Genomic DNA, 10,397 nt, shown 5'->3' on the forward strand with positions numbered 1-10,397 from the left:
GCGGGGTTGGTTAAATTGCGAGTGTTCAGCCCGGCGTGAATACCTTCGCAAGCATTCGCACATCGAACCATGAGAGGAAAAGCATCTCGGCCAGGCCCAGTGCGATGAAATAGAAGGCTGCGGCACCTATGGCGCGATGCGGCTGCTCGATCCAGAGTCCGCCCCCGCTTCCCTTCATGAGATCGCGCGCAACGGGCTCGGTTATGCCGAGCCGCGGCAAGCCGATGATCGAGACGGCCACCGCGCCAAGATAGAGCACGATGCTTATTATCGACTGCGCCATGACGATGGGAATGGACGCGCTTTGTCCTATGGTGAACGCGATAACGCGTCCGACGATGATGGAGCCGAACGAGATGAGAAGCCCGCGGCTTTTGAACGCGATGCTGAACGCGACAGCGAAGATCCCGTAGAAAAGGACCATCAATCCGACAGCGGGAACGACCGATGCCATATCCTTTTTATCCTGGAGAAAACCGGCCATCATGACGCCGGAATGCACGACGATGAATTCCATGACGAGTATGCCGACACCGAGGCGCACCCATCGCCCTTGTTCGTAGCGCAGGGGGTCTTTCCAGACGAGGATGAGCCGTATCCCGAGGAATATGCAGGGCAGTCCTGCGCTTACGGCGGCGATGATCTGAAGCAGCTTCATGGGCAAAGAAGAGTATATGCGAACGGCCGCGTACGGTCAAATGAACGCAGCGTACACGGCATGACTAGAAGATGACGTTCAGGGAAAGGGTATAGCTTAGCCCGAACACTTCCTCATATTTCGCCGCGGCATCGATACGGCAGTTCATGAGGCCGATATCGAACATCACTGCGAGCCCGGCACCGACGTTGAGCATCGCGTTCACGCTGCCGATATTGTCGAGATAGGCGCCGGCGCGTACTTCAAAGAAGTCGAATATGCGGTACATGCTCCCGAACCCGATGCTGCTGTTCTCGAACGGCGAGTATCCGTAATGGAGATAAAGATAGAGGAGATTGTTCTCCACATTGATGAGATTGTAGTTCACATCGGCGCCGAACGATATCGGGAGGGGATCGCTTATCCCGCCGTAATTGTAGGGCAATCCGATATTCCTTCCGTACACGCCGAAGGCGAGCGTGTCCTTTTGTTCGTCGGTGCTGAGATAGATCATCTCCGTCACGAGCTTCTGCCACTCATAGTCCTTCATTTTGTCGGCCGTTTTCTTTTTCGCGAGCGCGACCTCGTCCGCCTTGTCAAGTGCGCTCTTCTCGACCTCCGCAGCGTACACGTCGTCGAGCTGGGCGAGCTTCTGCTTATTATCGCCGACGACCGACCGCGCGATAACGATGTCCTCAAGGGCGAGCTCGTTCTTTTTCGCATAGAGCGTTTCGATATCGGCTATCTGCCGTTTCCCCTTCCCTTCGGTCTCCGTCTTGAGCTGCTCGATGACCTCGCGCTTGGCCCGATAGATGCCGAGCAGAAGGTCGCCGAATATCACGCGTTCCTTGCTTTTGTATTCGCGCAGTCTGTCGCTTAAGCTCCCCGCATCGGCCGCGGTCATGAGGTCCAATTCCTTTTTGAGGCTTATCTTCTTCAGCTCGCGGAGCACATCCGTCTCCCGCGCGGCGAGCGCGCTCACCTGCTGCGCAAAAATGTTCTTGAGCTCTATCTGTTTGCCGGCCGTTTCGACCGCTATCTGATCGCGATAATCGAACAGCGCCACCCGTTTCGCGAGCGATTTGATCACCTTGTCGAACAGGAGGCGTTCTACCGGCGGCATCTGGTATTTACCGAAATTCCCCATGGCACGCGATACGTTCTCGGAGAACATCCGCACACGCTCACGCTTCTGTTCGGTGACGTTCTCAAGCGGCAGTTTCAGGAACTGTCCCGCCTCCGCCTTCGCGTCCGGCTTCAGATTATTATAGCTGACGATGATCCTCGACTTCTCTTCGGTGCCGTACATCTTCCGCGCGATGGACTGATATGTCTCGTTCGTCTCAACACGGTATTCCCGGTACCCGCGCATCTTCTCTTCCATTTCGCGCACTTTCAGCTCGCGCTCCCTGAGCGCTGCAAGATGCGCGCTGTCGGGCACTTTTATCGCATCACCCTTCTTCACCCGCTCGGGGTTCTTCAGGGCATTGAACGCGATGAGGTACTTGACGAGATCGGCCGAGCCGTAGAATTTCTGCGCGACCGTGTTCCAGTTCTCCTTCTCGCCGAGCTCGTACGATTCCACCTTTACGCCAGTTGCATCCACCGGCGGAATGCCGGCGTCCTTGTTCGCGAGGAAATTCTCGTACTGCACTATCAGCTGATCGACCTTGCCGAGGAGCTCCGTGTTCTTCGAATATTTCTCCAGTTTTTTCCGGTAGAAATCGATATCGACGCTGTTGTTCTCGATATCGCTCGCGGTTATCTTCGCCAGCGCCTCGCCGTTCTCCCGCACGGTATTGCTCGCGATGCCTATGAGCGATGCTATCTCGGCGGTCACGTTCGAGAGGAAGCTGCTCACATAGACCGCATCGATCTCGCGTTTCTGGTCGCGCGTGAACTCATAGAGCTTTGCCCGCGTCGCATAGACGTTCTTCACGTCCGCTTTCCGCTTCGCGTACCGGTCGTTCAGGTCCGTAAGCCCTGCCTGGCGCACGTTCTGATATTCCGCTTCCTTCGCGGTGATAGTCTCGGCCTTGAGCGTCTTGCTTTCTTTGATGCCGCGGTTCTTCGCGCGTATCTCGTCCTCGAGCAGCGCCGCCTGCACCGCACGCTCCGCTTCCACGTCCGCCTCGGTGATGAGCTGTTCGGGCATACCGAGGTAGGGTGCCTTGAAACGCAACGTCATGTTCACATCGGCGAAGAACGTCCGCGCGGTGACATCGTCTATCGTCGATTGATAATAATTGAGGTTGACGCCGCCGGTGAACATATTGAGGAATTCAAAGAACCCGTTGCGGTTCGTCGGGTCGCTGTAGAGGTTGAGCCCATGCGAGCTGAACATGACGGGGATGCCGACCAGTATGTCGCTCGGGGTGAAATTCTGTATGACCTCGGCGCGCTCATTGCGTACGCCGAAACCGCCGTAGCCCAGGTACGTCGCATACGCACCGAAGCGCATGCCGCGGAGGAAATCGGCCTTGAGCCAGAAGAGCAGGTTCTCTGCGGCGATATCCTCGACAATGCCCTGATGGTGAAAGAATATCTCGGACTTATCGCGTGTGCCGAATACGCTGCTGTATGTCCGGGACAGCGGGACATGCTGATCGAGGATGTCGTAGCACTTGCCCGTACCGATGACCATCGGCGCGCTGTCGTACACAAGGAGATCCGGCGAAGCGGCGAGCGGCTGAGCGGCTGTCAGCGCAGCGAACAAGGCGCCGAACGCCATCCGCAATGTTCCGTTGTATCGCATCGTTTCCATACCTATTTCTTCACTATCACTTTGACTTTCTTATTGTATCCATTGGGTCCGGTGATGATGCCCAGATAGAGCCCCGAGGGCGCCTTCACCCCGCCCATGGTCCCGTTCCATTCGGCGCTCTTGAACTCCGCGGTGAACGCATAATCGCCGATCTTATGCCCCATGGCGGTATAGATATGCAGCTTATAGCGCGGCAGGTCCTCGCTGCGTGTATCCTCCCTCAGGTAGACGATGAAACGTTCTCCGCGTTCCGGGTTGAAGAGCGTTTTCGTCGCAGCGCTTATCGCGTTCGCTTCCATGACGATGCCCGGCAATATCGTCGTTTCGCTCGTCGCATCCGGTGAGTAATCGTTCAGGGTGAGCGCATACTGCTGACCCTGGATATTGAGCGCCGCGAGGCCCGTCTGTTCGGATCTCCGCAGAACGAGCCGGAAACGGTCGCGTATCGTCGCATTGTCATGCATCTTCAATACGATAAGGAAGGGGCGGTCAACATTCGACAGTGCGACCGGCGTTTCAAAGAGTATCCGTATCTTATTGTCCGCTGCTATGGAGAACCCGCCGGGCACCAGACTGTCAGCGGCATCGAACGATCCCGGGGATGTCCCGGTATCGAGATAGGTGGACACATTGCCGATGTCGTTGGTGGCCATGGCGGCGGCGAACGACGTTGCATTGCTTCCCTCGAGCGCCAGCGTGAACCCGTTGACGGAGAACACCGCATCATTATCGTTCGCGCGCATGGTAATGCGCATCGCCGCGATGCCGTTCTGCCCCTGTTTCACATACGTGGAGAGGAGCGATGACACGCTCGCGATGACGGCATTATTGTCGAGCGAGATCGGATAGACAGGATATGTCGAGAACAGCGAGGAGCGTTCGACGATGCCGCCGTTGGGGCCGCTCGCGGAAACGCGGACGATACGCAGTTCCGGCCGTGCCGCATCATTGAACGTAAGCGGGGTGAACGTGACGAAATAGCGGTCGGCGGTGGGCCGTACCGAATTCGTAATGGCGGGGAACAGTATGGTGACGACGGCATTGTCGTTCGAGATGAAGTAATTCGTTGAGATGGCGACGCCGGTCGAATAATCGAAAGATGCCGTCGTATTGGTGTATATGCGGATGTATCCGGTGAACGGTACGTTCGTCGTGAGATTGGTGACCGTGATGCCGTACACCGTCTCGACATTGGCGCCTTCCGCTTCCCGGTACATATCGAACGCTGCGAGCGCGACCTGCACATTGGATATCGCCTGCACATTGCTCTGCGGATATACCTGATAGATGTACTGGTCCCAGAATTCCGCCGCAGGATCGACGACGATGATGTTGGTATACGGGAGCGGACCGTTGGTCATGCCGGTGGCGAAACCGAGCTGCGTATGCCCGTCATTGATCCTGTCCACGAACCGTATCGCGGCAGGATTCGCCCCTGCGGGTGCTATCTCAAGCCCCAAACGCTTCCCGATCATGGCGCCGACATTGTAACCCACGAACACCGTCACCGCATTCGTCCCGGAGAGCACTATCGGGCTGTCAGCGAGGTCGAGCGTTACCCCGGCATCGTTGAAGTCGATCGCCGCGAGCGTGGTGCCGAGTTTCCCGCTGATCTTGTTTGTGGCCAGGTATACGGTGGTCGGGACATTGGCGTCCGGTGCAGCGGCATTACGTTTCACATCGACGTATCTGAGATAGTTCGTCGCATCATTGTCGTCCCCGGCGAGCGTGAACGCGATGTAGGGGTTCTTATCGCTCGATCCGTACACCGACGCGTCGATGAAGTCATTGGTCATCACGGTGACGACGACATTGTAGCTGTCGATGCGCATCACCTTCGACTGATAATCGAAGAGCGCGTTGGTGTTCTCAAAGACGTTCGTGCTGCCGGTATAGTAGAGATTGGTGATCTGGAATCCGATGCGGTCGTTCTTCGAAAGCGCTATGGTATTCGTGAGCTCGAAGACAAGATAGAATTTGTCCCCGAGGAAGGTGTTCGAGTTGTTGATCTGATCGGGCGTGCCGTCGGCGATGGTGCAGCGGATATCGAAGCTTCCCCCGGCGATGACATTGGTCCAGCCGACCAGGATATCCCCTGCGTCGTAGCGCGTCGATTCAAGCGATGTATTCGTGCTTTCGCGATAGAGGTATGCGATGCCGTCCACGTTCGAACTTATTGTTGACGTAAAGGTGCGCACCGCAACGCCGGTGAAGGCGTCGGCATCGTTCGTATCGTTATCGCCGTAGATGCGTATATATTCCGCCACGACCTTCTGGTTCGTGCCGAACGATTCGGGCATATAGTTGTTCGTCGCGTCCTTCAGGTAAAAATCGAACGGATATGCCGCAAGGAGCGTGATGCGGTGATTCGATACCGACCCTGCCAGGGGAGATGCACCGGCGGCATTCGTTGCCGTCGCATTGGTCGGATAGAGCCCCCCGAGCCCGTCCGCGAAGGTAAGCGAACGTATGGCATTGGTAAGCTGCATGCCGATGGTGGCGGTGGGGGTGCCGGAGAATTTTATCTCGCACCCCACGAAGAACGTGTTCGTTCTCCCGGTCATCGGATACAGGGTCCCGAGCGAGACGAGCGCATTTTTTGTTGCATCGAAGTTCGCGAACCCGACGCTTGCGTCATTGGTGCTGTTGAACACCCCATCGCCGTCGATATCATGGAACACGCGCAATGCACCGAGGTCGCCCATCGTCGCCGTGCCGGTGTTCGAAACGGCGATCGTAGAGAGGAAATTCGTCGCGTCGGGGTCATCGCTCAGTACGAGCACCTTCATATTGTTGATGTATCCCGCCTGTACCGCCGGTGCATTGTTGCTCTCCATCGAGGCCGCATACACGCCCACGCGGTAATTATCCATTCTGCTCGCGATCGTCGGATTATAGCTGTTGGTGAATTTCAGGACATTGGTAACGATGGCGTTGGTGGGGCCGTCCGGGCCGATGCCGTGGATCATGGAGATGTACCCGTTCACCAGATTGGTGTAGAGCCCTGCCGCGGCGCTGTTGGTCACCCGTAACGCAGCCCACAGGCGCGTCGGGTTCAACTGTACGCCGCTCAGATTGTTCTCGTTGAGTGACAGCGAGATGGGAAGGTTCGGGTTCGTGAAATTCGTTTTTGCGAGGAATTTCTCGTTCGTCTGGAAACCGTCTATCGCATTGGTCTCGCGATAGAGATAGATCTCGCCCTGCACGTTCGAGCAGAACCCGCCGAGGCGCACATCGACATTGGTGATGCGCTGCGCGAACAGGTCCTCAAAGACATCGGCAATGAGATCGACAGAGGCGATGGGATAAATATTCGACACCGCCATCGACGCCGGTATGCCGAAATTGTTGCCGCCGTTGACGATATAGAAATCCCAGGGGTTGTTGAGGAACGATTTTATCGTGACATAATTCGTGGTCGAGGGACCGCTTGACGACCCGGCGATGTACGAATACTGCGCATAATTGTCGTCGATACCGTCCGTGAGCCCTATCGACCCGTTGGTGAGCAGAAGCCCGAAGGTGTTGCTGATGACCAATTCGCTGCCGCTCACGTCATAGCCGACGTAGAGTACCGTTTCATTGGTGCCGCTGACCGCGAGCGGGACGGAGAACGATATGCGCGTCTGCCCGTTGGTGAACGAATTGTACGAGAGCATGTTGTACGACGGATGGCTTAAGAGCTTGATGTACGGGATATGCCCGAGCGCAAAGCTCAGGTTCGACGCGTATCGGTTCGTCGTGACATCGATGTACGAGAGATAGTTGGTGCCGTCAGGATCATCGCCCGAAAGGCTTATCTTGAGATAGCGATTGTTGAACGAGGACTGCAGCGGATTGAGCGGGACCTGTTCATTCGATATGTAGTTCACCACCACGCGGCCGTTGTCGATGCGGGCAGTTCGGGAGAACGCATTGGTCAGGAGATAGAGATTGGTGAACGCCCCGAGATCGGGGCCCTGGCAGCGCATATTGGTCATCTGGAACCAGACGGTGTTCGTTTTTGCGTCTTCAACGTTATTCGTGAGCCTGAATAGCAGATAGAACCTGTCGGGGGTATACTGATCGGAGGAAACATTCGTGAAATCGCAGTTGATCGAAAAATCAGCGCCTGCTGCAACTGCATTGCTCGCGATGAACTGATCGGCGGCGGAGAATGTGCCGTTGCCGTTCGTTTCCTTATAGAGATAGGCGTAGCCGTAGACATTCGCCTTGGATGTTATTGTCCCGACCTTGACATCGACCCCCTTGAATACCTGTATGTTCGTTTCCTCGGTATCCATGAAGATATCGAACGAACCGGCAACGACGCCCTGATTGGAGGAGAAGCTTGCCGGCATCATGGAGTAGGTGAGCCCGTAGAGGGAGTAGTCGAACGGCCGCGAGGTATAGGGGATGAGCCGGTTCGTCGCCGGGATATTCCCCATCGGGAACGTACCGATGATGACGGGTGCCGCGGGGGAGTGCTCGTCGCCGTACGGGTCGCCGAAGATAAGGTTGGACGCCGCGAGCACCTTGAGCGCCACCGTGCTTCCCACCGTGCCGTTGAGCTCGGTATCATATACGCCGTAAAACGTCTTTGCGGTCGTATTGACGATCTCGAACGCCGGGAACACGGATAGCGAGTATAACTTTCCGCCGCTTATCGAGCCGGCCATGATGGACGGATCGGCGCCGACCTCAAGACCGTCATTATCCTGATCGTAAAAGAGCTTGAGATACCCTACATCGGTATTCGACGCCGTTCCGGAATTGGTGAGGACAAATCCCTGGAAATAATTGGTGGCATCGGGATCGTTGTTCGATATGACCATCCTGAACTGCAGGTTATTGAACGAGCCCTGTTTCACCCGCTCTTCGGTGGTATTGGTGTAGTAATATACGTAGAGCTGATGCGTATCGACGCGCGATATACGCAGATCGCCCGTGGTGATGGAGCCGGCATTTTCCACGAGCGTCGGTCCCGGGCCGGGGCCGGTCACCGTAATATCGTTCACGCGGATGCGGACGGTATCCGAGTATATGGCCGAAGCGGTATTGGTTATCTGCATCGCCAGCCAATAGCGCGTGGGCGACAGCGGGTTTATCGATTGATTCGTCTCCGGCACGGTGAACGCGTTGAAAACGTTCGTTGCTGACGTCGTCGATATGTTCAGCATTTTCACGAGCATTTCATTGGTGGTGAAATTGGTGCGCAGTCCGTTGGTATCGCGGTAGAGATACAGCTGCCCGCGGAGGTCGGTATAATTGCCCTCGAGGCATATCGTGGTCGAAAGCATCTCTTCCGTAACACCCTCGCCGTCGCGTCGCACCTCGAAATAGCCCATCGGCACTATGTTCGATATGCCGAGCGAAACGGGGGCGGTATTGCCCGCGCTGATGACCATGAAATCCCACGGATTGACGATGAGCGCCGGCATCACTTTGACGATCTGGTTTTTGTACGTTTCGTTCGTGAGCGTCGTCCCGTTGCTGAGCGCCTGCGATGTCGGCGTCGTTTTATCGACCCACGAACGCATGTTGGTGCCTGTGGTGTTCTCAAGCGGCGTACCCCATACCTCGAAGGAGATGACATCGAGCCCGCCGGGATTGAACGATGCGCTTTCATTCGTATAATAGATCAAAATGCAGTTCGAACTTATGCCGGGGATTCCGTTCGTCACGAACACATTGCCGCTCTCGTTCGCGCCGAGAAGCACCGAATCGATATTGGATATCGCGCAATTGGTGAACATGTACGGTATCTCGATGGCCGCCTGCTTTATCGGCGAGGTGAAATTCGTTTTCGCCTGGATATAATACGTGAACGAATAATACGCGGCACCGATGGTTATCTGCCCGGGCTTCACGCTCCCGTACGCGCTCACCGGGCCGGAAGGCTCGCGCAGCGTCACGTTCTGCCCGCCCGTTGTCCGCTGCCACCCGCAGGTCGAGTAATTGCTCACCGCCCCCTGATTCGTTATCTTCGGATCGAACAGCGGCGCATCCACCTTGGAAGAAAATGCAAATGTACCGATATTGCTGATGCCCGGGTGCATATCGGCGATCACCATGAAATTCTTGTGTTGTGTTGTGTCGTGTTCGTTGCGTTTATCATGGCGCCGAGGCGTATCCACAGCTCATTGCCGTTCGTGCGAAGTACACATTCACCGCGGTTGATATAGCGATTGCGCGTATTCGTGAAGTCGGCATAGGAAACATTGGTGTTCGTCTCAATAAGCGTGCCGTCTTCCATGTAATCGGAAATAACATACACCTTGGATGTGTCCCATCCGTAATTGCTCCATGCGTCGGGCTTCGATATGGTGATCACATTGATGCCCGCATTCGAAGCGTAGATGCCGTTCGCAAAATTGAACTGCAGCCTTCGAAGATCGGTGGAATTCGAACTTTGGTCCTCCGAATCGATCGATACGCTCATTGCAGATGAATCGGCGGCCGAGCGTATCATGAAGGAGCCGAACCGTGCATCACAGGACGAGTTCTTGTTGCGCACTTCCTCGTTTATCATAAAACGGATATTGTTCGTGAACGATACCGGGAAATTTCCGACAAAACAGTACTCATTCGGGTGGGCGTCATTGTTGTCGGGGTCGGGGTTGAAATAGAACGACACCGAGGACCCGTCATGCGTCGCCATGAGCGCGACATTCGTGTTCACTATAGTGCCGACCGTCACATTCACGGTAAGCGAATGGAAATTTGCAAGATTCGTTGCTGACCCGTCCGGGCGTATCGCATTCGACAGATTGAGCTTGATATCCGCGCCATTGACAAATGCCCCGAAAAAGTTATCCGGGGTGTCCCCATTCTTTGCTGAATAGAAATACATCACCCGTGTAAGGAACGCCATGTAATTGGCATTGTAGAGCGAAAGGTCGGTAAGGGCGTCTTCAACGACCCATAATCCGAAATCTGCAGCCTCAACAACGGGACTCGCCCCGTTCGCAGAAATAGTCCATCCGCGGACATCGAGCATCGCCCCGACGGGGATGG

4 protein-coding genes are annotated in these 10,397 nt (G+C 55.8%); all 4 read right to left on the reverse strand.

Going from position 1 to position 10,397, the window contains the following annotated elements; all coding sequences use genetic code 11:
- Positions 1-25: 25 nt before the first annotated feature.
- Entirely contained in the window at positions 26-658 is a 633-nt protein-coding gene (locus AABZ39_03800; GenBank protein ID MEK6793873.1) for a hypothetical protein, read from the reverse strand.
- A 64-nt stretch (positions 659-722) separates the two neighbouring features.
- Positions 723-3,401 (reverse strand): hypothetical protein, encoded by a 2,679-nt coding sequence (locus AABZ39_03805; protein ID MEK6793874.1) that lies wholly within the window; start codon positions 3,399-3,401, stop codon positions 723-725.
- A 2-nt stretch (positions 3,402-3,403) separates the two neighbouring features.
- A complete protein-coding gene (locus AABZ39_03810) occupies positions 3,404-9,517 on the reverse strand; it encodes a hypothetical protein (protein ID MEK6793875.1) in 6,114 nt (2,037 codons plus the stop codon).
- Positions 9,448-10,397, reverse strand: a 950-nt coding sequence (locus tag AABZ39_03815; GenBank protein ID MEK6793876.1) for a hypothetical protein, incomplete at its 5' end; no start/stop codon positions are given. The genes AABZ39_03815 and AABZ39_03810, both read right to left, overlap by 70 nt.

It is taken from the genome of Spirochaetota bacterium, assembly GCA_038043445.1.
In the GTDB taxonomy this organism is placed as follows: domain Bacteria; phylum Spirochaetota; class Brachyspiria; order Brachyspirales; family JACRPF01; genus JBBTBY01.

Bases quoted from the DNA above. Each gene is read 5' to 3' on its own strand.
- AABZ39_03800 (MEK6793873.1), bottom strand. From the start codon at position 658: ATGAAGCTGCTTCAGATCATCGCCGCCGTAAGCGCAGGACTGCCCTGC.
- AABZ39_03805 (MEK6793874.1), bottom strand. From the start codon at position 3,401: ATGGAAACGATGCGATACAACGGAACATTGCGGATGGCGTTCGGCGCC.